Here is a 26,522-nt window from a genome sequence, read left to right as displayed (position 1 = left end):
GGCGATGTTCGGAGAGGGAGCGAAGGCCGGTTTCGAGGCGGGGGGACCAGTAGGTGTGGGGGAGTGTCGGAGGTGGTGCCCCGCTTCTTGCAGCCATGTCACGAACGTGTCCAGGGAGATGTCGTCGTCATAGGGGTCGACCGCGTTGAAGGTGCGGTGGGTCGGGGTGGGTCGTGAGCCGAGGGTGTTGACCGCCTCGGCGGTGAAGTCGACGCGGAGGCCGTCGAAGTGGGCGCGGTCCTCGTTGGTGCAGAAGGAGGTCGGGGCGAGTCCTGTGGCAAGGATGCTGAAGAGGAGGCGGGTGAGGACGTCGACCGGGTGGGCCGGCGCCACCGTCGCACCTGTCGGCGCCCAGGCCTCGGGGCCGGCGGCCTCTGGATCCGACGGCAGGCGACACGCGTAGCACCTCCCACACCTACGGCGGTCGGCTGAATCGCGTAGGTCCAGCTCAGATACGGGATCAAGACTCGTCGCGAGGGGTGCACGTCGTCACCACCCAGCCGAGTAGAACCGTCGACGTCTTCCGCGCGGGGAACCTATTCGATCAGGTGGATCGAAGAGAGTCGGCGCAGGTGGGGGAAACCCACGCGTCCCACGCACGATCGCGCGCACCGTCAGGTGACCGGGCTGACGTGCCCCCGTACATGCGGCTGAACCGGTTGGCGGATCGCCGCGCCTGACAGCGCGAAATCAGTGGCCCGACTCTCTGGAGATTCCGTAGCGTGTCAGTCGTGCCGATTCCTGTCCTGTACTGCCGTGATCCGTTGAATCCACGACGCGTGGACGAGCATTTCGCGCAGGAAGCACAGGAGGTGCGCGCCTGTGGCGGGGTGGTCGGGTTGGTCGACCACGATGCGCTGTTGCAGGGTGACGCAGAACAAGCTGTTGCCCAGGTACCGGCTGGGCTGGGGAGCGCCTGGTACCGGGGCTGGATGATTCCGGGCGATCGATACCCCGCGTTGGCTGAGGCGCTGAGCCGACGCGGCACCCCGCTGCTCGTTGCTCCCGAGCAATACCGGGCCGCTCACGAACTGCCGGGCTGGTATCCGAAGTTCGTCGACATCACGCCCGCGAGCGTGTGGCGTCCCACCGAGCCGGGTGAGGTTCTGGCCGCAGAAGACCTTGCTGTTCTCGCCGAACCGTTGGCGCCGGGCCCGGGAATCGTGAAGGACTACGTCAAATCCCGCAAGCACGAGTGGGAGCAGGCGTGCTTCGTTCCCGAGCTCGCCGACGCCGCGGGGCTGGCACGGATCGTGCGGCGCTTCGTGGAACTGCAGGAGGAGTTCCTTGCTGGTGGGATCGTTCTGCGCAGCTTCGAGGAGTTTTCGAAGCCGGAGTCCGTTGCGACTGAAGCGCGCGTGTGGTGGCTGGACGGCGAACCCAGACTGGTCACACCCCACCCGGACGACCCGTTCGAGCGCGGGCCGGTACCTGACCTCGGCCAAATCGTGTCTGCGGTGCGGAGCCTGGGATGCCGGTTCGTGACAACCGACGTGGCCCTTCGCTCGGACGGGATGTGGCGAGTCGTCGAAGTCGGTGACGGCCAGGTCAGTGACCTCCCCCCGAGCAGTCGAGGCGAGTTGGCCGCGCTGCTGGTGGGTCCGTAGCACTTGGAAATGCCTTCACCCCGGCCTTCGTCACACCAGAGTGATCCGCGGCGCGGACACCATCAGGGCGGTCCGGTGCAGGACCTGACCGGTCAGGTCCATGCCGTTCATCCCGGCGGTCCTTGGCTCCGACAAGTCCGGCGCAGATCCCGGATCTCAGGGAGTCGCTGGAAACCGGCTGCCTCGTAGGTGGTGACGGCGGCGACGTTGGCGCTCGGGGTGTAGACGATCGCGCTCGACGAGCCAAGCTCCTGGAGTGCGGCCGCCGCGGCGACGGTGATCGCCTTGCCGTAGCCATGACGGCGATGTTCCCGGTGCACGCCCATTGGTTCCAGCAGCCCGGGCTTCCCCGGACCGGCCGACCACACCGTTACAGCCGCCACCGCGTTGCCCTGGTCGTCGTACGCGACCAGACACCGGGCGTCGGCGTACGGCAATCCGGCTGCCATCGCGTGCCAGTGATCGTCTGTGAACGTCGACCTGTCGAACGATGCCCGCTGTACGGCGGTCCGCATGTCCACCTGCTCCGGACCGATCACCTTGATCCGCACGCCTGGGTCCTTCACCGGCTCCGCCAGGTCGCGACGCAGCGGCGTCCACGGCTCGTCGGTGATCCAGCCGTTCTCGAACAAGAGATCTTGGACCAGTGCGCCCGTCGGCGCCTCGACGGACACCTCTCCCTCCACCAGGACACCGCGCTCAGGCCCGGTCACGTCCTCGATCAGCTGCTGCGCCAGCTCCTCGTCCCGCACGGCGTCCGGCGCGATCGTCAGCCGCAACAGCGTGGCACCGTCCAGCAGCCCGACGGCGAGAATCCGTCCGTTCCGGCTCCAGGTGCGGACCGCCGCGGCGGTCGCCTCTGCACCGAACCGCCAGAACCAGCCCAGGTCCCCCGGGTGCAGTTGCATCGGCGCCCCGTCGTACTGCCATTCCCGCAGCACGTCCACAATCCTGCTCAGCCCGTCGGCTCCCGGCTTGCCCAACACAATCGTCATACCGATGGCTACTTCCTGCTGATCGAGCCGGTGGTACGGCTCCCAGAGAGCGCCCGACTCCAGCGGGCACCGTGGATCGGGCTGGGCCATGCGCCATGCCCACCAAGTCCCGCTCTGAAGCGTGGAGTTGCCCCATGAACGGAAGCTAGCAGAAGGTGTCTCTGTGCGGGACGAGCGGTTCGCTGGAGCCCGTCCGGAGAGTGAGCCGTACCGCGGGGACGGCGATCAGGCACAGCGTGAGCGGGGGAGCGGACAGCCGCCCACAAGCAGTGTGAGCGCCCCGAGTTCTGGTCACACCGGCTCTCTGACCTGCGACTCAAAGTTGGCGGAGACTCAAGGTGAGCCATACCGCGAGCGCCGCCGCCCCCAGCGCGAGTGCCAGCCCGCGTGCCAACTTCGGCGCCTTCGCAGTGAGTTCCAGCAACTGGTAGATCAGGGTCGGGACGAGCAGAGCGACCGTGACGGGCAGCAGCACCGCGAGGCTCACCCCCACAACCGCGCCGGCGATCCGGAAACGTCCCCAGAACAGCGCCAGCACGAGCGGGATCACCACCGCGCCCGACAACCCTCCGACGACTTCGACGAACCACGGACGGTCTCCCATCCAGGGCAGCTTCGGGATGTGCGCGTCGAACAGGTCGAAGAACGCGTAGATGCCGAGCGCGAAGACCAGCAGGAGTGTCACGCCCGCAGTCAGGCGGTAATACCACTTGCGCCCTTTCGACCAGCCCGTTCCACTGCCGTCGAGCATGGTCGCCATCGCCACGGCCGACCAGATCAGCCACCGCCGGATCAGCGCGGTGCCCGCGTCCGCCATTGCGTCGCGCAAAACGCGGTCGGCCTCCACACGGTGTACGACATGGCCGTTGGTCGAGGTGTACGTCGGGTCCCCCGATGGGTGGATCAGCCCGTCGTGCAGCAGCGTCGCCGGAAGGTGCTCCCCGGTCTTCGGCACGAGCCAGGTGAAGAGCGTGGGCACCGAAGTCAGATCGCTGCAGAAAGTGCGGGTCCTCCGGGGCACCAGGAGCTCGCCGAGGTGCCGGTCGTTGTAGGCGATGCGGCGCTGCATCTTGAATTCTTCGCAGCCGTTCTCGGTGGTCCGAACCAGCTCGATCCGCGCACGACTGGCAGGATCGGGCAGAACCTCCGGTTGTCCCTTGTCGGCGTCGACGCCACCGTCGTAGAACCGAGCGGTCTCCGGGGCAATGGGCTGCTCGGCGTTCTGGGTCATCGCGTGGCCTCGTCGGTCCGGGTCGTCCTGTTGTACCGGTTGGTCCTCGGCAGGGGGTCGATCACAAAGAAGCCGTCGGACACTGACATGGGTACCTCCCTCTCGACCACGGGTTCACACCCGTCTTCTCTTCCGGCGATCGGCGCCGCCGTCCGGCCTGTCGGCGAGCGGCCCAGTGCGACTGATGTTGCTGCTCGGAGATCAGAACCTTCGTACGGCGATTGCACGGCCCGGCTGTGTGCGAGCGCTCCTCGGCAGCGGTGTCGGTGTCGGTGTCGTTTCTCTGCTCTGGTGCAACGAACAGTTGCCCCTGGTGTGCCGCCGACGGCTGCCCGCCGCACGACCGATCGGTCACGCGCTCGCGGTGGCCACAACCGGCGCGGCAACGGGCCGGCCACCCATCGCGAGTGAGGTGGAAGCCGAAGCTGGACACGGTCCACTGTTACCGCGTCGCAACGGCGGTTGGCGGACGGCACGCGGCACCGGCGCCTGGCATCGCCCATACGTACCTTCCCGCCCGCACGGTTCGCCGGCAAGGGAAACAGCTCGGCCCGCAGGGCGAAGCCACAGCCGCGCACGAAGCCGATGGTCCGGCGCGACCGGCGCCAGTCGATGGACCCGGGCGGCGCACGACACGCTGCTGACCGAGCGGGCCCGGGACGCGAGCTCCCGGCCGCCGATACCGCGCTGCGTCAGCGGTGGGAGGCCAGCGTCACCGATGTCGCCGAACGATTCGTTCGAGGCGAGCGCCACAGAATGCAACTACGCGGTCTGCGGGCCGTGCTGCACCTGCCTACCGCTTCCTGCGCGGTCGGTAGTTGGCGTTGGGGATGACCACACCGGTGAGCAGACGGTCAGGGCCGACCTGCCAGGCCCGGATGATGGCCTCCGGGGGTGCGTGGTCTCCTTGGACCCGGCTGCTGTCGATCTCGTAGACCCAGTCCTCGCCGGGCTCGCCGTGCAGGGCCGCCTTGACCAGCTCGTCAGGCACGTCGATGCCCGCCCGGTCGGCCGCCTCCATCGCGGCGATCCGCCACTGGAGAGTGTCCCGTATCTTCTCCCAGCCCAGATCTGTCGCTATGAGGAGTGATCGGCGGCAGCAGTCCGCAGCCTCGGCGAACCGGTCCTGGGCGCGCAGGACGAAAGTCATGCCGGACAGGGTGCGCATCTCGCCGGGCAGGTCATCGAGCCGCCGGTAGGCGTCAAGGGCCTCGGTCAGGCAGGCGGCCGCGTCCTGCAGCCGGTCCGCCGACCGATAGACGTCCCCGGCACGCACCAGGACCGCGGCATGGTCGGCCAGCTGCGCCGGACTCGGCGCGGCGTTTCGCCCGCTGTCCGCGATAAGCTTTTCGATCTCTCTGACTTCCTTGCGCAGCTTCCGGTGCATTCGTCATCCCTGTCGGTCTCTGGCTCTCACGGTCCTCTGTGCACATACGCCGCCCAGTCCACCGGGTGGGCCCGCTCCCGCAGTTCGTCGAGCGCGTCGTGCAGTGCGCGCGCCGCGCTGTCGGCGTCCAGATCGCCGCTGCGGGACAGCCGGGAATAGACCGCCTCGGCTATCCGTGCGGCGTGCTGATCCTCGATGTGCCACTGGGTCGCGACCACGTGCCGGTAGCCGACGAGTTGCAGGACCGCCGACAGGTGCAGTGCCTCATCGACGAGCCGGCCGCTGCCCAACGTCGTCATGCAGGCGGACAGATACGCCAACTGCGCCCCCTCCAGGTGCTGTTCGGCGAGGTCGAGGACGGTCAGCGGCCCGTCAGACAGCACGATCCCGGTGTGCAGGGGCCGGTCGGGATCAGGCTGCGTGTGCCCGGCCAGGTGCAGCCACGAGTGCTCGGTCAGCGCCCGCATCACCGCGGCGCGAGTGGCCTGTGGCCCGGTCCGGATGGTGAGCCGCTCGGGCGGGACGACGGCGGTGAGCCCGGCGATCTCCTGGCGCACCTCGGGCAGGGTGGGCTGCTGGCCGTCTCCCTCGGCCACTCCGACGGCCAGCACGCGGGCGGGGGTTCTGTCGCGGTCGCGGCGGGCCCGCAGCAGCGAGCCGAGACCGGAGGCATAGGAGGGTACGGCCCGTCCGGGCACCGTCCGGGTTCGATCCGCGCCGGAGCCGTAGTGTCCGGCCGCGTGCAACGGCAGGAACGTCAGCGATCCCGTCGGGCACCACCACAGGCGTGGCAGTGGTTCCCCCGGCGTGCCGGTGAACCCGAGGGCATCGAGCACGGGCTCGGTGACCGTGTCCCACAGCCAGGCCAGCATGTCCACCAGTTCCTCGCGGAAGCGCTCGCGCACGAGGAAATCCTCAGGGCCTCTGAACTGAGCGGCGTAGGACAGGGACTCCAGATAGGTGTTGCACCTCTCCAGCGCGGACTCCTCGCTCAGCCCGGGCAGGGGCACCACGGTCACCCGTCCGTCCCTCACCACCAGCGCGTCGCAGCGGTCCGCGGAGATGTTGAGCCATACGACAGGTCCCTCGTCCGCGGCGTGGCGCAGGCGGTCGAAGGGAACGGGGGCCAGGAAGTCCGTCCATCCCGGGAGGCCGCGCACCTCCTCCAGCGTCGCGTCCCAGAGCCTGCTCAGCCGCACCCGCTGCACGTCGTCCGCAGTACGGCCGTCCAGTCCCTGGCGTGCCGTGTGCAGTCGGTCCACCAACTCCGGCTCGGTCACGGCCAGCTCCGACAGATCGGACCGCAGACGCAGGCTCTGTCCCCAGAGCACCGAGGTGCCCTGTTCGAGCATTTCGACCGCGTGTTCAGGCCTGCCCAGGCGTACTGCGACGGCGGCCGCATCGCGTGCCAGGCCGCGCACGTCGTCCAGCGCCGACTCGCGGCTGACCCGGTCCAGGCCGTGCCAGGCGACGACCTGGAGCAGGTCCACCGCGCTGTGCAACGCGAGCAGGGCCGCCTCGGCATCGCCCCGGCGTTCGGCTGTCCCCGCCCAGACGAGCGCCGTCGTCACCCTGAGCTTCGGCGTCGCTGTCGGCGAGAAGACGACGGCGCGGAGCACTTCGAGTGCCTCGTCCAGGTCGGCTTCGGTGCCGTCCCGGTCGTGCCTGCACAGCAGGACGTTGCTGAGGTTGGCCAGATGGCGTCCTTTCGCCGGATCGTGAGGCGGGGTGAGGTCGATCGCACTGCGCACCAGGGGGATCGCTTCGTCCAGATCGGCGTCGTTCCCGGCGTGCGTGAACCGGTCGTGCAGGGAGGACGCGAGGTTGGACAGCAGGACCGACCGGGTCAGCGGATCAGCGGAACTGTGCTCGACGGCCTGCCGGTAGAGGCCGATGGCTCTGTCGAGGTCGTCCCGGTCACCGGATCGTTCGAAGCGTGAGCGCAGGAGAATGCCGAGGTTCGACCGGACGGTCGCGTATCCGGAGCGGCCAGGATCCATGTACTCGACGGACACTTCGGCGGTGTGGACCGCCAGGTCGAGGTCGGCTTCCGCGCCGGTCCGGAGGAAGCGCAGGCGCAGCGCCATGGCGAGGTTCCCCATCCGGCCCGCCCAGGCCGGATCATGGGTGGCGGTCTTGTTGACCGCCTGGCTGCTCGCCTTCAGTACGTCCTCCAGGTCGGTGATCGATCCTGTCCGGTCGTACCGTGTGGTCAGTAGCCCACCCAACTCGTCGATCAGGTCCGCCGGTTCCGTGCCGGCCGGACGTGCGGTGATCAGCACGCGGGTGAGTGCGATCGTCTCGTCCAGGTCCTCGGGGTCGGCGCGCAGCCGGTGGCGTTCCGACAACCACTGCCGCAGCCTGCCGGTTGCTTCGGCCCAGTGCGGGTGGTCGGCCGGGAAACCCTGCTGGGCCCGTCGGCCGGCGGCTATGGCGTCGTCCAGGTCCACGGGCCGCCCCGCGAGTTCGAACCGTGTGACCAGAGCCTCGGCGAGGCGCATCACGTCGGTGGGCTTGGCGGCCGGGCCCGCGCCCAGTGCTCGCTGCCGCTCCACGAACTCGTCGAGTCCGGCCGCATCCATGACCGGACGCGATGACGGAGACGACCGGCGCGCCTCAACTCCCGCGCGCGGCCGTCCAGTCAGTCGTGCCACCCAGTCGCGCACACAGACCATATTGCCATCACCGGTTACTACACTGGTGAAGTTCCACGCAAGCGGGGGAGGATGAGGTTGATACCGAGCGAGCCGACCGCTGTCGAGGGGGCCGATGTGGCCTACCAGGCAACCACGGCCTTCCGATGGACCGAACGTGCCTTCCACCTGATCCAGTCAGGAGGGATGCAGGCAGACATGGTCGTCGGCGAGGGAGTGGTGACGGCGACCGTCGGCGGCCCGTGCCCTCGCTGTGGTCACCAGTTCGTCGACCGGCAGGTCGGTCAGGCGGTCACCGCGGTGAGGGGCGGACACCGCGGGGAGCCCCTGCCGCGGACCGTGGTCATCGATGTCAGCTGTGGCTGCGGCGAACCCCACACGGGTGCCCCCGAGCAGGTCACCGGCTGCGGCGTGGCCTTCCGGGTCCAGCTGGTGCTCGACTCGGGCAGCCCGGACGAGGCGACCCCATGAGCGTGCCGCCGCACTACCGGGCCCAGCTGCCCGACCGACCGCCCACGCCCTTCGATCTGGCCGAACGGGCCGAGTTCGAGCGGCTCATCGACGACTCGCTGCCTCGTGTACAGGACAGCGCCGAGAAGTGGCGCAACGGCCTCGCCGCGTTCATCACTCTGGTCACCACCGGTTTCGTGATCAAGGGGCGGGACGTGGTCGGCGACATGCCCGTCGGCTGGCGGATCGCCGTCACGACGCTGGTCGCGCTTGGCCTCGCCTCCAGCGTGATCGGATTGTGGCAGGCGCTCGCCGCCCAGGCCGGCGGTCGCTCCCTGACACTGACCCTGGCCGATGTCCACGAACGGTACGGATCGGTCCGGGCTCTCCGGGTCGCTGCCGCCCGACATGCCGGGGCCAGGCTCGACATCGCCCGCGCCGCCGTGGCCGCGGGCCTGCTGTGCCTGTTGGCCGGCGTCGGCCTGACCTGGTGGGCCCCCGCCCCCACAACCGCCGGTTCCCCGCCCGCCTACCTGAAGGTCGAACACGACTCGACAGCGACCTGCGGCATCCTGCGATCGGCGGACGGCGGGATGCTGCGGCTGACCGTGGCGGGAGCGCACAGCGCCGCCGTCATCCCGATGGCGCGGGTGAGCAACCTGTCCGTGGTGGCTGCCTGCGGCTGAGAGCGCAATCCGTCTTGGCCGGACGCCCTCCCAGCACGCCTCCTGCCCGTACGAAGACACCGACCGTCCGCTTGCGACAAGCCCATGGTCTCCCTCGCAGCCCTGGGGGAGTCCAACGGTCCGAAAGGCGATCCGGCAGCGGCAATTGAGGGATGATCACCAGCCGAAGGTGACAAGGGCCAACCGGATCCCGCCCTGGCGCCCATGGCGCCGACAGTCGACGCGCGACGAAGAACAACTCCAGGGTGACCCCGCGCCGCGCCGACACGGTCAGGAGTCCGTGTCCGTCCCGGACAGTGTGAGCACATCGAACGCGACGAAGTGGCCCACCATTCCTCTGCCGCAGGGCCGCCCGAGCACCGTGCCGGGCAAGCCGGTTCCGATTCCGCAACCGCTCGAACGCGCGGCGGCCCGCGATGTTCGGTACGACCGGCTCGCCGTCCAGAGCGGTCGTGTCCGGCAGCCGCGCGGCCTCGCCGGCAACCTCCGGGAACGACAACCCCATTCGGTGCCGCGCCTCGAGTGCGACACGACCCGGCCGGCGTCGACGGAGACCAACGCCCTGAAAGCGGCCGGCACGGGCGGCTCCACCCGCCAAGGGGTGACCCGGCAGCGTGAATTGATTGTGGTGGCGCGATGAGCAGGTGCGAACGCTGTGAATCGTCGAGGAAGCATGGAAGGACGAGGACGGCACGCTGCGGCTGATCGTCCTCACGGGAGCGGCTACCTGCGCCGCGCTCCCCGTCGGCGGTAGCGCACGGCTCGCGGGTCTGCTGCAGCGGTGCTGAGGTGTGATCCAGATTTGTTTCGGAGTTCGGTGGTGAGGATGTCGAGAACGTGCCACCGGCTCCGTCCCAGGGGCATCAGCGGCCACCACCGGTCGCACGAGGAAGAAGGAGAATCCAGCATGGCGATTCAGCGGATGGACAACGTCGGCATCGTCGTCGAGGACTTGGACGCCGCCATCGCGTTCTTCGTGGAACTAGGTATGGAGCTGGAGGGCAGGGCCGAGGTCGAGGGCCTCGTCGCCGATCAGTGCACCGGACTCGACGGCGTCCGCTGTGACATCGCGATGGTCCGGACCCCGGACGGTCACAGTCGGCTCGAACTGGCGAAGTACCGCAGCCCCGCGGTGATCAGCGCCGGGCCGCGCAACCGGCCGCACAACATTCTGGGCACGCACCGCGTCATGTTCGCCGTCGACGACATCGAAGACACCGTTGCCCGCCTGCGCCCTCACGGCGCCGAACTCGTCGGCGAGATCGCCCGGTTCGAGGACAGCTATCTGCTCTGCTACCTCCGCGGCCCGGAGGGCATCATCGTGGGACTGGCCGAGCAACTGCGCTGAAGGGGAGGAACCGAACCATGCGTCCGAACGAGCTCATCGAGGTTCTGAACCGCTGGTCAGCCAGGAGTTGCCGGCCCGTGACATGACCTGTCCGGCCTGCGTCGCCAAGGACGGAAACCCCGCGCAACGTACCGATCGCCCGCACTTGGAACGGGTCGTACACCGGCATGCGTACGACGAAGAACGCGCCCGAACTCCTGTGGCCACCCTCGCGTACAGGCTCCTGAAACGACGGAACCAGCGGGGGCCGTGCCGACGCGGCACGGCCCCTCGCACGGTCCGACACGGCCACCCGGCCGCCGCCCATTTGAGTCCGAGGGCGGTGCGGGCGGTGCGCTTGTCGGCGGTGAGCTTCTCGCTCCTGCTCTCGCTGTTGCTCAGGAACACACCCACGCCGATCTTCGCCTCGGTCCCATCAGGTGAAACCTCGATGAGGGAGCCGCTGACAGACCTGGTTCAGCTTTCTTGTGCCGCTGTGTGTGGTGTCCAGACGGTGGCGTGGAAGGGCCCGTTGGCGGTGGACGGGTCAGTGGGCGGGAGGGCTGCGCTGCCCGCGACGACGCCGTGGCGGTTGACCTGTGTCGCGGACGAGTTGGTGCCGCCGAGGGAGGGCAGGTAGGTGAAGTCGCCGTTGTCGGCGTGGGCGACGAAGGCGAAGGAGTTGGGGGCGAAGTTGTCGCCGACCATGGTGTTCCCACTGATCTGCTTGACCTCGGTGACACCTCGTCCGGGGCCGATGGTGGCACTGGTGTGCGTCTTCAGGTCGAACGAGCTGGAGAGCAGGCTGTCACCGCCGATCACGGTGTTCCCGCTGATCAGCTGGGCGGTGAGGAAGCGGGGGCCGAGGTCTGTGCGGATGCCGGTGCGGAGGTTGTAGGCGTACCCGGAGTACCCGTTGCCGATGGTTCGGGACTGACCGACCACGGTGGAATGGCTGATGTCGTTGGCTGTGCTGGAGGTTCCGCCGAGGGTGCCGAGATCGGTCATCGTGCGGGTGCGCAGGTTGTACGCGAAGGCGTGTTTTGTGCTGGCAGGCGCGTCCGGCAGGGAGGAGCTGCCCACGACGATCGCTCCGCTGACGGCCGCCGCGGTGCTGTGGCCCGACGGGCCGGCGAGGCTACCGAGATCGGTCATGGTCCGGGCACGCAGGCTGTACGCGAAGGCGTGGGTGACGGTGTCGCCAGGCAGCGACGACGTGCCCACCACGGTGTCACCGTTGAGGCCGGTGATGTTGGTACGGCTGCCGCCCAGAGTGCCGATGTCAACGAGACTACGGGTGCGGATGTTGTAGGCGAATCCATGAGTGGGGCCGTTGGCGGAGAGGTCCGACTCCCCGACGACGTAGTTCCCCTCCACGTCGGTTGCCTGGCTGGATTCCCCCAGGCTGCCGAGATCGGTCATGGTGTGCTTTCGCAGGTCGTATGCGAAGGCATGCTCGGCGGCGTTGCCGCTCGTCAGTGAGCTCCCGACAACCGTGTTGTGGTCGATGGCGGTCGCCTTGCTGCGAGTACCGCCCAGGGTGCCGAGATCCTGCACGCTGTACTGCACGGACCCCGCCGCCGGCTCGGCCGGCGACGTGCCGGCCCCGTACGCCGGACCGCCGCTCACGGTGAGCAGGCCCGCGCCCGCCAGCATCCAGGCGCGTAAACGTATGCGCATGATCCCCCTTGAACCGATCGGTCGAAACGAGAACGATCAGGCAGACCGCTGTGCCCTCCCCAGGGCACCAGTCGACCGGATATTGCACAGCCCTCACTTCTACATCGGTTCCGATCGACCGAACAGCGTGCGGACGGCCACAAAATCAGACGTTCGTGCCGTTGGAACGCGGCGACGGCGAGGCCGAGTCGACACTGCCCCGGGCGGGCTGCGACCGCCGGCGCCTGCTGACGGTGCTGAGAATCCCGGAAGGGAACGCCTGTCCCGGGGCACTCGCCGACAGCCCGGTCGACGCCGGGGCGGTGAAAAGGTTGGTGTGCGGCGCCGACGGAACCGGGTAATGTCTTTGTCATGTTCTTCCAGACACCGATTTACGAGTGAGAGTGTGATGGGCCGCTGCTGACATCCTTCGATGTCGCCGCCCGTCCCCCACCGATGAATCCCTAGATCACTTCACATCATTACCGGGAGAACCCGTGACCGTGAGCAAGAACATCAACAACCCTGTGGGCATGGGCGGTGGCAAGCGCAAGAAGCTGTCCCGCGCCGAACGGCAGAACAACGGTCCGCACCGCAACCTCGACCGCCAGGGTGCAGCCGACCAGAAGGCGGAGCTGGTGCGCAAGATGCGCGAGAAGACACGCGCAGCTGAGGGCACCGACCAGGCGGCCGACGGCACCGCGCAGAGCTGACGCACCGCCGCCGCAGGACGGCACCGCACGGGGCAGGGTCCGGACCGCAACATGCGCGGTCCGGGCCCTGCTGCCGTAGCGGGTGCCACCGGTCGCGCTGAGCTCTCGGCCGACCCTGCGTCTCACCTGGCGAGGGCCCATTCCCAGACGTGGCCTCGCCGGTATTCGTCAGGAAACACAGCAGCGGATGAAAGCCGAACCTGCCCTTGTAGGCGGGCGCGGACTGTTCTGTCTCCGCCTGGCGGGTGATCAGCGTGGCGTCGAGTTCCAGGACCAGGCCGGGAAGTAGTCGTCCACCGGCCTGGGCGGGTGTTCCCTGCCTGTCTCGGTGGATTGCGTCCAGGCGACTTCCCGGTGGCCAGCAGCCTGTCGATCTGCTCCGCCTGGCCCTCCGGGGTGAAGAAGTCGGTCGACTCGGCGGTTCCTTCGGCCGGATAGCCTCGACGTCCCGCCCCCGATTTCGGACGGCCCGAGTCATCCTCGGCACAGGGGCGGGGCGTTCGAGCCTCCATGACCGCCCCCGGCCGGAACAGAGCCCTTCTCCGCGACCTGCCACATCGAGCCCGACCCCAGCGCCCCGCTGTTGGTGCCAGTGCCAGTGCCAGTGCCAGTGCCAACAGCCTGCGGCCGCACACCGGCATCGACAACCTGCTCCTGCTGTTACGCGCTCCTGCAGAGTTCCTGCTTCTGCATGGCCTCACCTACGTCGCCTTCTTCGAGCCTCACAAGCGCGCCGTTGGGGTTCTGGCCAAGCTTGTCCAGCTCCTGGGCGATCTTCGTGAGGCCGTCCGCGAACTTGCTCTGGTCTGTGGTGTCCAGTCCGTCGACCTGCTTCTTGAGGTTCGCGTACGACGCGGAGATGTACTCCAGTTCCTTGACGGCGTCCTGCTGCCTCTTCCGGCCGTCGGACACCGGAGGCGGCCCTGCGGCTTTCAGGGAGTCGCCGATCGCCTTGTAGGCGTCGGACATGTCCTGGAAGGCCTGTGAATCGGCCCTCTGGACTTCTTCCGGGGTGCTGTTTTCCGAGGCCTGCTGCAGGATTGCGGTGTGGGCGCCCTCGATTTTCCTGGCCTGCGGCTGCTGAGCGTGACAGATCTTCTTGGCCCAGGAGTCCAGGGAATGCGAGGGCACGCTCGGGGAGGTACTGGGGGAGGCGATACGGGATGACTCGTCTGGTTCACTGGGAGTTGTGACAAGTGCCCATGTCCCGGCGCCGATTCCGAAGACGAGCGCGGTAGCGGTCGCGGCAATGATGAGGCGGGTCCTGCGAGATGGCTGCCGACGGGCTGCACCAGGTGCGGCCCTCGGACGGCTCCATGGGAGCGCGGCGTGCCTCGTCGTACGGGGCACCTGCGGCGGGTGCGATTCAGGATGCGGAGCTGATGGAAGCTCAGGCGGTTGCGGGATCGGCGCCTGCGCGGAGGACTGCGGCCCAGCCGCGCTGGTCGGCTCGTACTTTCCCGGTAGGGAGGGGGCGGTGAACTGGTGTAACAGGTGAGTTGCCTCGTCGGCGCCCAGTCTCTGGGCAGGGTCCTTGGCCAGCAGTCTCAGCAGGATGGGCGCCAGGCCCTCGGCCCGACGGGGAGGCGCCGGATCCTCGGCGAGCAGCGCGCTGAGTGTGGCCGCGGAGGACGTGCGGTCGAAGGGACTGTGCCCGTCGACGGCGAAGTAGAGCGTGGCGCCGAGCGAAAACAGGTCCGATGCCGGCGTGGGAGCTGAGCCGTGAGCGCGTTCAGGTGCCAGGTAGCCAGGGGTCCCGATGATTTCGGAATCCGTGGTGAGTCTCGGCTCGCCCGAGTCCTGCCGGAGGGAGACGCCGTAGTCGGTGAGCAGCACCCGTCCGATTCCGGTGCCCTGGGTGCCGGCAGTGTCCTGCCGGGTCAACAAGACATTGGAGGGTTGGACGTTCCGGTGGAGAATGCCCAACTGGTGGCCGTGACTCAGCGCGTCGATGAGGTCCAGGCCGACCCTCGCTGTTTCGGCCGGTGAGAGGGGGCCGAACTCGCGTACCGCTGTCTCAAGATCCAGCGCTCCAGGCACGTACTCCATGACAATCCAAGGAAGGCCGCTGTCGACAATGCAGTCGTACACCGTGGCCACGTGAGGGTTGCTCCGCAGCCGGGCGGAGTGCTGCGCTTCACCTCGGGCTCGGGCGATGAGCGCAGTCAGGTCCGCTTCGGTGGTCCCCGGCGGCACGGCAACCTCTTTGAGCGCAACATCGCATGCCAGTTCCTGATCATGGGCGAGCCAGACGCGCCCCGTTCCGCCAGTTCCCAGACTGCTCAGCAACCGGTAGCGCCCGGCGATCACACGGCCAGCGTCGTCGTCTGGTCCGGCCATGCCACCATCCGTCTCGTTCGGCTCAAATCCTCCGCACAGTCTATGGACGGCACGCTCCTGCTGGTGGTGCAAGGAGAACCACAATCTGACCGGAGACAACCTCCACCTCTACGGCGGCGGCCCTTGTGACAGCGAGGGCTACGAGTTCCACCTCAGCGACTACTGAGGTGCAGAGATCTCTGCGGGGGCAGGCAGGTCGAGCTGCAACATGGCCCGCTTGCACACCCGGCTTGCGCGGTGGCCGGGGGGAGCAGTGCGGCGAGTGCGCAGATTGCGGAGGCGGCGGGGTGCCGGCGGTCCGCGCGGGGGGCTTCCTCTCGAAAGTCACGGATGGTTCGTGAGCTTCGTATCGGGTGAGGCTGCACGCTGCCCGATGAATCGCCGCCAGCTCGTGTTAGCCGGCGCAGGGCCTTGCCAACGGCCAACATGCTGGCCGCACACGCTCAACTTGATGTTGACGTTGATGTTGCTGTTCTCTGGCCGCCGCGACTCGGGGCGGGGGATGAGTTGGTGGTCCGAGGAAGGACGCCCCGCTTCCTGCGGGGAAATGCAGGTGGAAGGCTGGCCCGGCGCTGCGCAGCGTCAGGGAAACTGGACGGGCCGCGACTTGTGAAGCCCCGGCTGGACGGGGGAGACCAGCCGGGGCGGTAGGTGGTGGCGTGCGGAGGGCGGTCGCCTCGCGGCGAAGGGCTCCATGGGGCTTCAGCCGAACGATCTTCCCCATGGGCTATGGGTGAGGCCCGGGGACACTGTCCCCTCCGCAGCCACATACAGATGAACCCTCAACTACCCCTGGATGTTCCGCCGTCGACGCCACGTTTCATGTGAACTGGGACACCCTGCTGGTCGCGGTCGGCGGCGGGAACGGGAATTCCAAAGGGCGTGATCGAACGGGTGCGCAGGCGGCAGGGGATGCGGTTCGGCGCTTGGGCTCCATGTTTTCGTCAACGTGAGGTCGCGATACCCGCACCTACCTCTACCAGGACCGCCGTCGCCCGGCGTGCCGTTGGCGTGAGGCGTGTGACGCTCCAGGGGGGCGACGCTTCCGGCGCCCTGTGGCCGGCCCGACCTTGTCCCAGTCATGGTTCATGGCGAGGGCTCGCGTGCGGTCTTCGCGGAACATCGACACCTCCTTGACGCCGGCGCCTGTACGGGCACGGTGCCGGCGTACGGGATGACACCGCTGGTCTGCGCTGTGCCGGGCGATGTCCACACCGACCTTGACCACCAGTTCGGTCTGTTGCGGCGCGACGTTCGGCCTCTCCCCGCAGCTGCCCCATCCGGCCGTTGCGGGAGGCGAGCGGTGGTATGGGAGGAGAGGGAGTCGACGCTGAATTTCGTGGGCCTGAATCCATGGTGGAGAATCACTGCCATGAGTGAGAACGTGTACTTCCAAGTTTCCGCGAACGGTGAGGACCTCGGTCGCATCGTGTTCCGGCTGTTCGACGATGTCGTGCCGAAGACCGCCCGCAACTTCCGTGAGCTGGCCACCGGCCAGAACGGGTTCGGCTACAAGGGTGCGCCCTTCCACCGGGTCATCACCGAGTTCATGCTGCAGGGTGGCGACTTCACCAACGGCAACGGCACGGGCGGCAAGAGCATCTACGGTGTGAAGTTCGCCGACGAGAACTTCCAGCTCAAGCACGACCGGCCGTTTCTGCTGAGCATGGCCAACGCGGGGCCGAACTCCAACGGCTCGCAGTTCTTCATCACCACGGTGGTGACCCCGTGGCTCGACGGCAAGCACGTCGTCTTCGGTGAGGTCGTCGAGGGCACGGACATCGTCAAGACGATCGAGGCGCTCGGCAGCCGCTCCGGCACCACCGCAAAGAAGATCGTCATTGAGGAGAGTGGCGTCGTCCCCGCCGTCTGATCATCGTTCGTCTGGGGCGCCTGTCCAGCGCCCCAGACGGGTGTCCACATCAGCGTGGACCACGGCTCCCTGTGGCTCCCGGGAGCGGCAGGCTGTCCAGGGGCGCCGAAGAGCGCGACGTCGCCGGGGGAGAGAGACCGGGGCCGGCGCGCTGCCAGCGGGCCGAGTGCCGTAAGCGTCGGGAACTGTCCCGGGCGACTTCGACGCCGGTTTCCGCCACCAGTGCGGGTCGCACGAGAGAGGCGCTCAGCGTCTCTTCGGTTCCCACCGGGCGGAGTATGTCGTAGCCGGGACGGCCGCGCCGTGGTGTCCGTTCACACCAAGGAGACAAAGTAGCCGCGCCGCTGATCGGCGAACCGACTGCCCCGGTGTCGCGCCTTTGCAGGCGGCCTTGGAGCCGCCGGAACGCGAGACGCCCGGATTTCCCGGACCATCACCTCCCCGCATGTGTGAACTGCTTCAGGTGGTCTCATGAACGGGTGCTGGCCAGCGTCCCGTTACCGCGTCGGATCGGCTCTGACGGTCCTGCACTGGGTCCTTCATTCCCTTTGCTCCGCGGCTTTGCCGTCGGGCGAGAACTCGGAAGCGCCTGGTGCCGGGTCCCGGGACAATGATCGGTATGACGTCTCTCCACGCCAACCCGCTGTTCACTCGCCTTGCCGATGCCGAACGGATCCTCGTAGCGGGCGCGGGTGGCGGATTCGACATCTACTCCGGCCTGCCCTTGGCTCTCTCCCTTCTGCACCAGGGCAAGGAGGTACATCTCGCGAACCTCTCCTTCAGCGCACTCGAGGGTCTTCCGCTCGACGACTGGGTCGCCCCCGACCTGGCGGCGATCACTCCCGACTCCGCTTTGCACCAGAGCTATTTCCCCGAGCGGACGCTTGCTCAGTGGCTGCACGAGCACGGCTACCCGTGCACCGTGTACGCCTTCCCTCAGACCGGAGTGCGTCCGCTGCGCGCCGCCTATCGAGCGCTGATCGAGTTGCACCGCGTCGACGCTGTGGTGTTGGTCGACGGGGGTACGGACATTCTGATGCGCGGTGACGAAGCCGGGCTCGGTACTCCGGAAGAGGATCTGGCCAGCGTGGCTGCGCTGGCCGCGCTGGACGACGTACCGATCCGCCTCGTCGCCTCGGTCGGCTTCGGAGTGGACGCGTATCACGGCGTGAACCATGTGCAGGTCTTGGAGAATATCGCCGCCCTGGAGCGCGACGGCGCGTACCTCGGTGCGTTCTCGATACCGCGTGCCACCCGTGAGGGTGCTCTCTACCTTGACGCGGTGACGCACGCTCAGCACCACACCCCGGAGTACCCCAGCATCGTGAACGGTTCCATCGCGGCAGCCGTGCGCGGCTCGTTCGGCGATGTCCGGTTCACTGACCGCACCCGGGGCAGCGAGTTGTTCGTGAACCCGCTGATGTCCCTCTACTTCGCCTTCGACCTCCCGGGTCTGGCAGCCCGCTGCCTCTACCTGGACCGGATCGAGGACACCCACCTGATGCGCCAAGTCCAGTCGCGGATAGCCGAGTTCCGCGAATCCACAGTCACTCGCCCACCCCGCGGCTTCCCACACTGATGGCCAGGCCGACGATGTGCTGCCCGGTGCCATCGGTGGGTCCGCCAGGAAGGACACCGCGGTCGAGAATGCAGGGGATCACCGGCTTCGGTCGGCTGTGAAGCATCTGCTCGTGTGACCTCGCTCCGAGAACCCGTCCTTGAACCTGTCGCAGGCCGAGGCCGTTTGCCGTTGGAACTCGACATGGTTGGCAGCAGGGTACGGTGCCCCGGGGACGGGAGCAGCCAGGCGGAAGGGGCGCGGGAAACGATGTGGGGGATGCGCCGGGTGGCGCTGTACGTGGCGTTGCCGCTTGTGCTGGCTTGTGTGGCGGGCTTTGCGTGGTATCGCCTGAGTGACACTGCCCGGGGGTGGCGATATGAGGACAAGCTCGCCGCCTACTGCAAGGGGCTGATTCCGTACGACGAGTCGGCTGTGTTCACCGATTTGGACACAGCGGGCCTGGATTACACCAGGTCGAGCTTCGGCGCTGGCCTCGACTATGACAGTTGCCGTGTCGCAGACATCATCCTCGCCCTCGGCCGGATTCCAGGTGCGGCTCTCGGCGCCGACGACTTCGGCATGAGTATATTCACCGAGATTCAGCCAGAGCGGACGTCTGTGCCGCCCACCCCGCTTGGCGGTGGCTGGCGCGGTTTCACGGATCTGAGTACCACCTCCGTGGTGCTCCCGTGCCGTAACCAGGACGCCTCTGTGGCCGTCTGACGGCGGTCAGTAGATACTCCCCGTAGGCGGCCACTTAGCGCCCCATTCCTGGCCAAGGATTGCCCCACGGACGGCCATATATCTCCCCGGACCTGGACCGATACCGGTCGGCGAAGCTGACCGGTGTGAAGAACAGCAGGGAGATCATGGAGATCCTTGAGGCATACGACCTCACGGGGAGTTACCGAGCAGCGGCCGAGCTGGCCGGCTGCGACCACCACACGGTGGCCCGGTATGTGCAGGCTCGGGCCGAGGGCAAGAGCCCGACCGAGCGGCAGCACCGGGCCCGCCCGATCGACGAATACCTCGCGAAGATCGAGGAGTTGGTGGTGAACTCCCACGGCCGGATCCGTGCCGATGTCGTGCACCGGCGGATCACGGCGATGGGCTTCACGGGCGGGGAAAGGACCACCCGGCGGGTGGTCGCGGAGGTCAAGACGAGCCTGCGGGCCGGATCGCGACGGGTCTATCGGCCGTGGATCACCGAGCCCGGATTGTGGCTGCAGTGGGACTGGGGCGAAGGGCCGCGGATCGGCGGACGCCGTACTTCCTTGTGGTGCGCCTGGCTGGCCTGGTCCCGGTTCCGCGTCGTCATCCCGGTGTTCGACAAGACCCTGCCGACGATCGTGGCCTGCCTGGACTCCACTCTGCGGCGAATAGGAGGGGTGCCTGCCTATGCGCTGACCGACAACGAGAAGACGGTCACCACGATGCACATCGCGAACATCGCGGTCCGCAACCCGGACATCGTCGAGGTGGCCAGGCACTACGGGCTGACCATCCGTACGTGTCTGCCGGCCGACCCGGAAACCAAGGGCGGATCCGAGGCCACGGTCCGCATCGCGAAGGCCGACCTGGTGCCCACCGACGCCAACCTGCTCGAGCAGTACGGGTCGTTCGGACATCTGGAGGCGGCCTGCCGCGACTTCTGCGACGAGGTCAACAACCGGGTCCACCGGGCCAGCCGGCGCAAGCCCGCCGAGGCCCTCGCCGAGGAACGGCAGCGGCTGCACCCGCTGCCGAAGGAGCCGTTCGCGGTCGCGTTCGGCACCACGAGACGGGTCAACTGGGACGCCACCATCTCTGTTGAAGGCGTGCGCTATTCGGTCCCGCACCAACTCGTCGACACCCGGGTCTGGGCCCGTTTCAACGGCGACGAGCTGATCGTCACCGCCGTCGCGGACGACGGGCCGGCCGAGGTCGCCCGGCACGACCGCTCGACTCCCGGCAGCCCGCAGATCAAGGACGAGCACTACCCGCCCCGCGAAGACAAGGAGGGCGACCGGACACCGAAGGCCAACTCGGCCGAGGAAGCGGCCTTCCTCGCGCTCGGTCCCGGGGCGGCGTCCTGGCTGATCGAGGCCGGCGCGGCCGGAGCCCGCAGGGTCAAGTCGAAGATGGCCGAGGCCGTCGCGCTGGCCAAGCTCCACTCCGCCGCCGATGTCGACCGGGCCCTGGGCTCGGCGGCGGTCGCCGGACGGTTCGCGGAGAACGACCTGATCCGCATCCTCACCTACCAAGTCGGCCTGGAGACAGTCGAACCCACGCGGCCTTCCGAGAACCACAGCCTCCAGCCGGGCACCTCCGCCTGGTCCAACTTCGGCGTCGCCGACGAGAAGGAAGAGCACTGATGGCCACCCCGATCCGCACCGTCACCGGCACCCACGGCGATCCCCTCGCCGAGGCCATCGAGCTGACCCGGCGGCTGAAACTCCCGCACATCCGGAGGGCGTTGACCGACCTGATCCCCACCGCGAAGGCCCAACGCTGGGACCCCGCCGAGGTCGTCCGCGTCCTCCTGTCCGAAGAGGCTGCCGGCAGGGACGCCGCGAACCTCCGCACCCGCCGCAAGCGGGCCGGGTTCCCCGCGGGCAAGACCTTCGGCGACTGGGACGAGACCGCCTCCTCAATTCCCTGGCCGACCCAGGACTCGCTGAAGATGCTCGAGTGGGTCACCCGCAAGGAGAACCTCTGCATCTGCGGACCCTCGGGCACGGGCAAAAGCCACTTCACCGAAGCCCTGGGACAGGCCGCCATCGAAGCCGGCATGACCGTCGCCTGGTTCACCATCGAAGACCTCGGAGCCCTCGTCCGCCGCCACCGAGCCGACGACTCCCTGGCCAGAGCGATGGCCCGGCTGATCCGGACCGACCTGATCATCGTCGACGACATCGGACTGCTGCCGGTCTCACCCGATGCCGCCGAGGGCTTCTACCGGCTGGTCGATGCCGCCTACGAACGGCGGGCGCTGGCCGTCTCGAGCAACCTCCACCCCTCCGGCTTCGACGAGATCATGCCCAAGACCCTGGCCACCGCGACCGTGGACCGGCTCCTGCACCACGCTCACGTGGTGGTCACCCAAGGTGATTCCTTCCGGCTCAACCAGGCCACCAGCGGTCAGGGGGTGATCCCCTTGCGCTGATCCACCCACCAACAGCGGGGAGATATCTGGCCGCGGTTGGGGAAGATCTACTGGCCGCCAGCGGGGAGAATTACTGGCCGCCTCCGGGGAGAACTGAGTGGCCGTTGACAGCCGTCTCGGCGAAGGCGATCTTCGCCGACGACCGGTCTTTGGACAGAGCTCGCAAGATTGCCGAACTGGTCACCGCCACCGCGGTGAAGGCAGCCGGCCGGTGGTCGTGCGATGCGGACCTCGGCGGTCGGATCCCGGATCTCCCGGAAGCGCCCAAGCCGTCGGGAGCAGGCGTCGCCGAGGGGACCTGCCAGGGGGTGCCGCTGCGTGGCCGGGCCAGCCTGGTCCGGCCGATCATGGAAACGGAGACGTCGGCCATGGCCCCGGTAGAGGGCTGCCTGCTGGGTGAGGACAAGGTGCACGGTGTGGCCCGCTACCGCCTCGCTTCCTGGTTCGGCCCGTTCGCCCAGAGGCATCGGTCGGCAACGGATGAGGATAATAATGGCCTGCAGTACAGCCGGAGGGCAGGAAGCGATGCCTGGGGCACGTGGGCGAGCGCCAAGTGCCCCGGTTTCAGCGCTCGGGCACTGTTCACGCTCCACACCGGGGAGCCCATCGACACCCCCGCGCGGCGAGACGTGGCCGAGGACCTGCTCACCGGCTTCGCCCGAGCCTCAGCGAAACGCCACCACTGCACGGACCTCCAGATTCCCAGCTGACGGACCTGATTGTGGGCTCCTGCGTTTTGGAGCTCCTGTTGCCAGGTCTGCGACACTTGCTCAAGATGCGGCAGGCCTGCACATGCCGCAGCTTTCCCGGGGCGCCGAACTGACCTGTGGCCAGGTCTGCTCCGAGCTCGCGATACTGCGCGACCTCATCGCGCAGAAGGGCTCGCCGCCGCTGATCTGCACACGTGTCGACGGCTACCGGTTCACCGCGGACGGCGATGCCCTCCAGTCCTACGAACCGCCGGTGATCCACGAGAAGCTGACCGAGATCCGCAGGCTGATCACGGGCACCGTCACCCCGCACGTGGCCCTGGCCCCGCAGGACAAGTGGGTCCACATCGTCGCCCAGCTGAACCTGCGGCCTTCGGTGCACCTGTCGGCGACGATCCAGGGTTACAGGTGGAGCCTGTAGGGACTATGCGCCTGCTGGATCGATGAGCGGTCCAGGCCGGGGCGGGACATGGAGGTCGAGCCACCCCGGCCTGGTCTCATCGGAGGTGCTTCGCCGGCGTGGTGGCGGCGTTGAGCAGGTACTCCAGCGGGCCGCGGCGGAAGAAGCGGGACCAGATCGCGGCGAAAACGATCGCCCCGAGGACGAACATGAGGAGCGGCCCCCAGGACTGCTCGGTGCCGGACCCGTTCCCGAGCCCGGGCAGCCAGGACTGGGCGACGAAGTGGCCGACATAGGCGGTCAGGGACATCGTGCCCACGGCGACGACCGGGCCGACCAGGCGGCGCAGTCGCGGCAGGCGGTCCATCGCCACCGTCGCACCCACGATCACGAGGATCGCGACTCCCGCGCTGCCGATGATGTCGAACGTGGTGCCGCTGTGCGGCCCGGCCGTCAGGAGCATCGATGCCTGGGGCTCGAACGATCCGCTGTCGAGGGGCATCGATCCGGAGCCGCCGGACATCGATCCGGAGCTGGCGGACGACGGCCCGCCTTCCGCCAGGCTGTCCAACGCGTTCTTGCCGGCCAGCAGCAAGGACATGCCGTACGCGGCCACAGTGAGGGAGGCGCCGAGCGCGGCCAGGCGCCACTGGACGGCGGTCGCGGACAGGTCGAGGCGGGCCAGTGCCATACCGGCGACCACGAACGAAATCCAGGTGATCGTCGGGTAGAAGCCGGTGAACAGCAGATCGAGCACTCCCACGTCGCTGAGCAGGTGGAGCGGGTCGTATGCGTTGATGCCCTGTCGGATCGGCTCGGTCAGCAGCGAGTTCAGGACGAACGCCAGCTGTGGTGTGACGAGGGCGAGGGCGGCCGCGATGATCGCGAGGGTCCTGGCGCGAAGTCGCACCAGGGGCAGGGCCAGCAGGAAGTAGACGCCGTAGAAGCCGAGGATGATCACTCCGCCGTATTCCATCGCCATCGCGGTGCCCAGCGCGAGCAGGACCACGGCGCGGATCGCGATCCTGGCCTTCGCCTGGCGGCCGGCCAGGCCGGTCTTGGGCTCGCGGCGGCCGGCGAGCAGCATCAGTGAGAATCCGGCGAGGGTGGCGAACAGGACCGACGAGTGGCCGTCCGCCATGTACCGGATCCAGCTGGCGACGCCGGTCGTGGCCGAAAGCGGGGGACCGATGTGTACGACGTACATGCCGAACACCGCCAGCGCACGGGCCAGGTCCACCCCGACGAGGCGTCCCGTCGAAGGGCCGGGCGAGGCTGGTAGGGCCGCCGACTCGGCGGAGGTTCGGGGCTGCGGAGGCGGGTTCTCCTGCGGAGCTGACGTCTCCTGCAGCGGCTGCGACTTTGTCATACGGAGAATCTCGCGGGGACGTCATGGCGCGGACCATCCGGCAGGCTTCGGTGACGACTCCGCCGGTCGGCGGGTACCGCCCCGCCGACCGGCGGAGTCGTCACGCCCTGCCCGGTCCGGCGGGACCGGCCAGCGGTCTTTTCCAGTCACTCGGCGGGGGCGGACCCGGCGGTTGCCGGATGGGCGCGAGGCGGCCGGGCTTCCAGGCTGGAGGCATGACACACCGTGCGCGACACAAGGAGCGCCAGGACTTCCCCGGACCATCGGTCGACGTACCGCGCCGCGACGTCACCCCTGGCAGGAGCCGGTTCGTGGAATTCCTCGGCCTGACGCTGGCGGCCGGGGCCTTCGTCCTGTTCGTCGTGCGTCCTGAGGCATCCGAGGTGTTGGTGCACCTCGCCACGATGGCGGCCGCAGTCGTCCGCTGAGTCGACGCCGGCTCAGCCCTGATGTGCCGCACCGCTGACGCGGTGCCCGGCAGACCCCGGAAAGAAAGGAACGTCGTGAACACCGCATCCGCCCCGACGACGGATGAGCCTTGTGAGGCCCCCCTGTCCGCCCTGGAGACGGTCAAGGCGTTGTGCGCCTATGTCCGGCCGCATCGGTGGCCCGTCGCGCTCGGCCTGGTGTGTGCTCTGGTCGGGGCCGCCGGGGGACTGCTGCAGCCGTTGGCCACGAAGACTCTGGTGGACCGGCTCGCGACAGGTGGGACCATCGCCGGGATCCTGATCGCGCTCACCGTGCTGGTGGTGCTCGGCACGGCGGTCGAGGCGTTCGGCGCGTATGTGCTGGAGCGGACGGCTGAGTCGGTAGTCCTGGCCGCGCGGCGCACCCTCGTGGGGCGGCTGCTGCGGCTGCGGATCGCGGAGTGGGAACGGATCCCGCCGGGCGACCTGATGTCCCGGGTCACCTCGGACACCACCCTGCTGCGGGCGGTCAGCACCCAGGCGGTCGTCTCCGCGGCCACCGGCGCGGTGACCTTCGTGGCGGCGATCGTGATGATGGCGTTCCTGGACGTCGTTCTGCTGGGCGTGACGCTCGGCGTGGTCGTGCTGGTCGGCGGGGCCGCCGCGTTGGTGATGCCGAGAATCGCCCGCGCCACCGAACGCTCGCAGGAGGCGGTCGGGGAGATCTCCGTGGCGCTGGAGCGGGTCTTCGGGGCGTTTCGCACAGTGAAGGCGTCCGGTGCCGAGGAGCGGGAGACCGCCCATGTGGAGGCGGCGGCACGGCGGGCGTGGCGGCACGGCGTGAAGAGCGCGAAGTGGGAGGCCGTGGCAGGCTCGGCGGACGAACTCGCCGTACAACTGGCCTTTCTCGCGGTGCTCGCGGTCGGCGGGGCGCGGGTGGCGTCCGGGGAGATCCCCGTGTCCACCCTCATCGCCTTCCTGCTGTACCTCTTCTACCTGATCGAACCGGTGTCCAAGCTGGTCGACGCCGTGTCCCACTACCAGGAGGGTGCGGCAGCGATCTCCCGGATCGTGTACGTGGAACGCCTCTCGACGGAGCCACCCGCTCAGCGCAAGGGCGCTCTGCCCAGGCAGGGGACCGGGGTGCAGCGCCCGGCTTCGGTCCGCTTCGAGGACGTGTCCTTCCGCTACCGTCCGGCCCTGCCGTACATCCATCAGAAGGTGGGCTTCGAGGTGCCGGGCGCGGGGATGACGGCCTTCGTCGGTCTCTCGGGTGCGGGCAAGTCGACGGTCTTCGCGCTCATCGAGCGGTTCTACGAGGCCACCGGAGGCCGGGTCCTGGTCGACGGCAAGGACGTACGGGACTGGTCCCTGTCCGAGCTGCGGTCCGCCATCGGGTACGTGGAGCAGGACGCTCCGGTGCTGGCCGGCACGCTGCGGGAGAACCTGCTCTTCGCCGCGCCCGGCGCTACGGACGACGACATCCGAGGCGTCCTGGCCCGGACGAAGCTCGACACCCTTGTCGGCCGTCTGCCCCACGGCCTGGACACCCCGGTCGGACACCGCGGCTCGACGTTGTCCGGCGGTGAGCGGCAGCGCATCGCCATCGCGCGCGCCCTGCTGCGGCGGCCCCGGCTGCTGCTGTTGGACGAGGCGACCTCGCAGCTCGACGCCGTCAACGAACTGGTGCTGCGGGACGTCGTCGCGGAGGTGGCCCGCGAAACCACCGTGCTGGTGGTGGCCCACCGCCTGTCGACGGTGACAGACGCCGACCGGATCGTCGTCATGGACACCGGACGGGTGCGGGCGGTGGGCACCCACGAGGAACTTGTGGTCCAGGACCGGCTGTACGGGCAACTGGCGGCCACCCAGTTCCTGGTCCCCACGCGATGACCCACCCACCGCACTCAGGGCTGTCCGGTCGTCCACCGCCCCGATCCGGCCGGACGACCACACGCACCGACACCGACGGAACAGCCATGACCGTGAAAGGCTCCGCGTGCACACC

At 68.4% G+C, this 26,522-nt stretch carries 23 protein-coding genes; 16 read left to right on the top strand and 7 right to left on the bottom strand.

Features of this window, described 5'->3' with window-relative positions; translation table 11 throughout:
• The first annotated feature begins 731 nt into the window (after positions 1-731).
• Positions 732-1,607, top strand: a complete 876-nt coding sequence (locus tag OHN74_RS01310; RefSeq protein ID WP_327692624.1) for an ATP-grasp domain-containing protein — start codon at positions 732-734, stop codon at positions 1,605-1,607.
• 107 nt (positions 1,608-1,714) lie between these two features.
• Here the strand turns inward: OHN74_RS01310 and OHN74_RS01305 are convergent, their stop codons facing one another.
• From OHN74_RS01305 to OHN74_RS01290, 4 genes are all read right to left on the bottom strand, one after another.
• On the bottom strand, positions 1,715-2,602 hold the full coding sequence (locus OHN74_RS01305) for a GNAT family N-acetyltransferase (RefSeq protein WP_327692623.1): 888 nt from the start codon (positions 2,600-2,602) through the stop codon (positions 1,715-1,717).
• A gap of 316 nt (positions 2,603-2,918) precedes the next feature.
• Positions 2,919-3,833, bottom strand: a complete 915-nt coding sequence (locus tag OHN74_RS01300) for a DUF1353 domain-containing protein (RefSeq protein ID WP_327692622.1) — start codon at positions 3,831-3,833, stop codon at positions 2,919-2,921.
• A gap of 793 nt (positions 3,834-4,626) precedes the next feature.
• Complete coding sequence (locus tag OHN74_RS01295; RefSeq protein WP_327692621.1) at positions 4,627-5,220, bottom strand: tetratricopeptide repeat protein; 594 nt, start codon at positions 5,218-5,220, stop codon at positions 4,627-4,629.
• A 26-nt stretch (positions 5,221-5,246) separates the two neighbouring features.
• The gene (locus OHN74_RS01290) at positions 5,247-7,802 is read right to left on the bottom strand and encodes a CHAT domain-containing protein (protein WP_327692620.1); all 2,556 of its coding nucleotides are present in this window, start codon (positions 7,800-7,802) and stop codon (positions 5,247-5,249) included.
• A gap of 258 nt (positions 7,803-8,060) precedes the next feature.
• On the opposite strand from OHN74_RS01290, the gene OHN74_RS01285 reads away from it, so the two are divergent.
• The 4 genes from OHN74_RS01285 (at position 8,061) to OHN74_RS01270 (ending at position 10,358) form a co-directional block, all read left to right on the top strand.
• Positions 8,061-8,345 carry a hypothetical protein gene (locus OHN74_RS01285; protein WP_327692619.1) on the top strand — a complete coding sequence of 95 codons (285 nt, stop codon included), beginning with the start codon at positions 8,061-8,063 and terminating at the stop codon, positions 8,343-8,345.
• A complete protein-coding gene (locus OHN74_RS01280) occupies positions 8,342-9,010 on the top strand; it encodes a hypothetical protein (protein ID WP_327692618.1) in 669 nt (222 codons plus the stop codon). The genes OHN74_RS01285 and OHN74_RS01280 overlap by 4 nt, the downstream gene beginning before the upstream one ends.
• 280 nt (positions 9,011-9,290) lie before the next feature.
• Positions 9,291-9,650, top strand: a complete 360-nt coding sequence (locus OHN74_RS01275) for a hypothetical protein (protein WP_327692617.1) — start codon at positions 9,291-9,293, stop codon at positions 9,648-9,650.
• A gap of 267 nt (positions 9,651-9,917) precedes the next feature.
• Positions 9,918-10,358, top strand: a complete 441-nt coding sequence (locus tag OHN74_RS01270; RefSeq protein ID WP_327692616.1) for a VOC family protein — start codon at positions 9,918-9,920, stop codon at positions 10,356-10,358.
• Between the two features lie 456 nt (positions 10,359-10,814).
• Here the strand turns inward: OHN74_RS01270 and OHN74_RS01265 are convergent, their stop codons facing one another.
• Positions 10,815-12,017 carry a hypothetical protein gene (locus tag OHN74_RS01265; protein WP_327692615.1) on the bottom strand — a complete coding sequence of 401 codons (1,203 nt, stop codon included), beginning with the start codon at positions 12,015-12,017 and terminating at the stop codon, positions 10,815-10,817.
• Positions 12,018-12,493: 476 nt separating this feature from the next.
• Here OHN74_RS01265 and OHN74_RS01260 point away from each other — a divergent pair, with 476 nt between their 5' ends.
• Positions 12,494-12,709 (top strand): DUF6243 family protein, encoded by a 216-nt coding sequence (locus OHN74_RS01260; protein WP_327692614.1) that lies wholly within the window; start codon positions 12,494-12,496, stop codon positions 12,707-12,709.
• 660 nt (positions 12,710-13,369) lie between these two features.
• Here the strand turns inward: OHN74_RS01260 and OHN74_RS01255 are convergent.
• Positions 13,370-15,049, bottom strand: a complete 1,680-nt coding sequence (locus tag OHN74_RS01255; protein ID WP_327692613.1) for a serine/threonine protein kinase — start codon at positions 15,047-15,049, stop codon at positions 13,370-13,372.
• On the opposite strand from OHN74_RS01255, the gene OHN74_RS01250 reads away from it, so the two are divergent.
• The 8 genes from OHN74_RS01250 (at position 15,048) to OHN74_RS01215 (ending at position 22,759) form a co-directional block, all read left to right on the top strand.
• The gene (locus OHN74_RS01250; RefSeq protein ID WP_327692612.1) at positions 15,048-15,215 is read left to right on the top strand and encodes a hypothetical protein; all 168 of its coding nucleotides are present in this window, start codon (positions 15,048-15,050) and stop codon (positions 15,213-15,215) included. The genes OHN74_RS01255 and OHN74_RS01250 overlap by 2 nt on opposite strands.
• Before the next feature lie 1,206 nt (positions 15,216-16,421).
• Complete coding sequence (locus OHN74_RS01245; RefSeq protein ID WP_327692611.1) at positions 16,422-16,922, top strand: peptidylprolyl isomerase; 501 nt, start codon at positions 16,422-16,424, stop codon at positions 16,920-16,922.
• A 619-nt stretch (positions 16,923-17,541) separates the two neighbouring features.
• Complete coding sequence (locus tag OHN74_RS01240) at positions 17,542-18,501, top strand: DUF1152 domain-containing protein (RefSeq protein WP_327692610.1); 960 nt, start codon at positions 17,542-17,544, stop codon at positions 18,499-18,501.
• Positions 18,502-18,768: 267 nt separating this feature from the next.
• Positions 18,769-19,206 carry a hypothetical protein gene (locus OHN74_RS01235; protein ID WP_327692609.1) on the top strand — a complete coding sequence of 146 codons (438 nt, stop codon included), beginning with the start codon at positions 18,769-18,771 and terminating at the stop codon, positions 19,204-19,206.
• Positions 19,207-19,331: 125 nt separating this feature from the next.
• Positions 19,332-20,837 (top strand): IS21 family transposase, encoded by a 1,506-nt coding sequence (istA, locus tag OHN74_RS01230; protein WP_327692450.1) that lies wholly within the window; start codon positions 19,332-19,334, stop codon positions 20,835-20,837.
• On the top strand, positions 20,837-21,628 hold the full coding sequence (gene istB, locus OHN74_RS01225; protein WP_327692608.1) for an IS21-like element helper ATPase IstB: 792 nt from the start codon (positions 20,837-20,839) through the stop codon (positions 21,626-21,628). The genes istA and istB overlap by 1 nt, the downstream gene beginning before the upstream one ends.
• Before the next feature lie 104 nt (positions 21,629-21,732).
• Positions 21,733-22,338, top strand: coding sequence for a hypothetical protein (locus OHN74_RS01220; protein WP_327692607.1), 606 nt, complete (start codon positions 21,733-21,735; stop codon positions 22,336-22,338).
• 82 nt (positions 22,339-22,420) lie between these two features.
• Complete coding sequence (locus tag OHN74_RS01215; protein ID WP_327692606.1) at positions 22,421-22,759, top strand: RacP protein; 339 nt, start codon at positions 22,421-22,423, stop codon at positions 22,757-22,759.
• Positions 22,760-22,835: 76 nt separating this feature from the next.
• Here OHN74_RS01215 and OHN74_RS01210 read toward each other — a convergent pair whose 3' ends face one another.
• Positions 22,836-24,107, bottom strand: a complete 1,272-nt coding sequence (locus tag OHN74_RS01210; protein ID WP_327692605.1) for a DUF418 domain-containing protein — start codon at positions 24,105-24,107, stop codon at positions 22,836-22,838.
• Between the two features lie 215 nt (positions 24,108-24,322).
• On the opposite strand from OHN74_RS01210, the gene OHN74_RS01205 reads away from it, so the two are divergent.
• Both OHN74_RS01205 and OHN74_RS01200 read left to right on the top strand, forming a co-directional pair.
• Complete coding sequence (locus tag OHN74_RS01205) at positions 24,323-24,535, top strand: hypothetical protein (RefSeq protein ID WP_327692604.1); 213 nt, start codon at positions 24,323-24,325, stop codon at positions 24,533-24,535.
• Between the two features lie 75 nt (positions 24,536-24,610).
• Positions 24,611-26,407, top strand: a complete 1,797-nt coding sequence (locus tag OHN74_RS01200; RefSeq protein ID WP_327692603.1) for an ABC transporter ATP-binding protein — start codon at positions 24,611-24,613, stop codon at positions 26,405-26,407.
• The last annotated feature ends 115 nt before the right edge of the window (positions 26,408-26,522 follow it).

Origin of the sequence: Streptomyces sp. NBC_00459 (assembly GCF_036013955.1) — a bacterium.
Taxonomy (GTDB): Bacteria; Actinomycetota; Actinomycetes; order Streptomycetales; family Streptomycetaceae; genus Streptomyces.
Note: the sequence above shows the minus strand (reverse complement) of the source record. Positions and strands in the feature narration are given on the sequence as shown.